General features: G+C 69.5%; 1 protein-coding gene. It reads left to right on the top strand.

Translation table 11 applies throughout. The features are described 5' to 3' along the window. The first annotated feature begins 164 nt into the window (after positions 1 to 164). The gene (locus G5C65_RS37025) at positions 165 to 1520 is read left to right on the top strand and encodes an IS4 family transposase (RefSeq protein ID WP_338146846.1); all 1356 of its coding nucleotides are present in this window, start codon (positions 165 to 167) and stop codon (positions 1518 to 1520) included. Positions 1521 to 1572 lie beyond the last annotated feature (52 nt).

Below are 1572 nucleotides of genomic sequence, written 5' to 3'. Positions count from 1 at the left end.
GCAACACCGTTGCTTTTGGTGGGCGGCGTCGGTGTCAAGGGGGCGAACAGCGGGGCGGGACCTCGGGTAGGTCCCTTGGTGTCGAGCCAGGGGCGAGCAACCCGGAGGTCCCGTTGTTACCGAAGTCTGCCAGTGTCCGCTGCCTTGGGGCAGTCCCGTCGGACGTGTATGCGCCGGGTCATGTAGGCGAGTTGACCCAGCTCATCGATCCGGACCTCGTTGATGCGGTCATTGAGGAGACCGCGGCGCGGGAACAGCGGCTGCGGCTGCTGCCGGCTCGCGTCGTGGTCTACTTCGTCCTGGCCCTGGCCGTCTTCGGGCGGTCCTCGTACCGGGCGGTCTGGGGCAAGCTCACCGGAGGGCTCGGCCACACGGCCGCGGCACAGCCGTGTGCTTCGTCCCTGTCGCGGGCCCGCCGTCGGCTGGGCGTCGCGCCCCTGCGTGCCCTGTTCGGTGTCCTTGCGGGGCCGGTGGCCACCCCTGCCCAGTCCTGCGCCTTCTACCGCGGGCGACGTGTGATCGCCGTCGACGGCACCACGCTGAACGCCCCCGACGAGGAGGCGGTGACCTGGCGCTATCCCAAGCACATCGGCCCGGTACGCGAGTTCGGCTACCCGATCGTGCGCCTGGTGACGCTGGTCGAGTGCGGCACCCGCGCCCTGATCGACGCCGTCTTCGGCCCGGACGGGACCGGCGAGATCGCCTACGCCCACCGCCTGCTGGGCCGCCTGGATGCCTCCATGCTGCTGCTGGCCGACGCCTACTACGACGCGGTCGGCTTCCTGGCAGCGGTCTCCGACACCGGCGCGGCCTTCCTGCTGCGCTCCACCCGCAAGCGACGCCCGACCCTCCGCCACCCGCTGCCGGACGGCTCGTATCGCACCTTCATCCAGTCCCACCACTACCGGGCGGGCCACGGGTACGGACAGCGCCTGGAGGTGAGGGTGATCGAGGCATGGGTGACGGTCACGCTCACCGACGGGACCCGGCGCACCGAGCTGTGGCGCCTGCTGACCACGCTCCTGGACGCCGACCACCACCCGGCCACGGAGCTCATCGAGCTCTATCACCGCAGGTGGCAGGCGGAGACCTGCTACTTCTCGCTGAAGTCCACCATCCTCGACGGGCGGATCCTGCGCTCCCGGACCGTTCCCGGACTCGAGCAGGAGGTCTACGCCCTGCTGACCGTCTACCAGGCTCTGATCCGCCTGGCCGACGACCTGACCACCGCATACCCCGGCCTGTCGCCCCGGCAGCTCAGCTTCACCATCCTTCTGCAAGCCGCCGCCGACCAGATCACCGCCGGGAGCGGCATCACCACGACCGAACCAGTGACCCTGGTCGGGGCGATCGGTCACGCCGCCCTGGCGAACCTGATCCCGCAGCAACGCCGGTGGCGAGTGAAGTCACGGATGCTGAAGAGGTACAGCAAATACCCCTTCAACCGGAAGCGCCACCCGCGCCGGGCCCAGAAGTACACCCTCCACACCGACATGATCCCAGGCGGGTGGGTCCCTTGACACCGACGCCGCCCACCAAAAGCAACGGTGTTGCACTCGGCGGGACACCATC

Origin of the sequence: Streptomyces boncukensis, assembly GCF_011045075.1 — a bacterium.
GTDB lineage: Bacteria > Actinomycetota > Actinomycetes > Streptomycetales > Streptomycetaceae > Streptomyces > Streptomyces boncukensis.
Note: the sequence above shows the minus strand (reverse complement) of the source record. Positions and strands in the feature narration are given on the sequence as shown.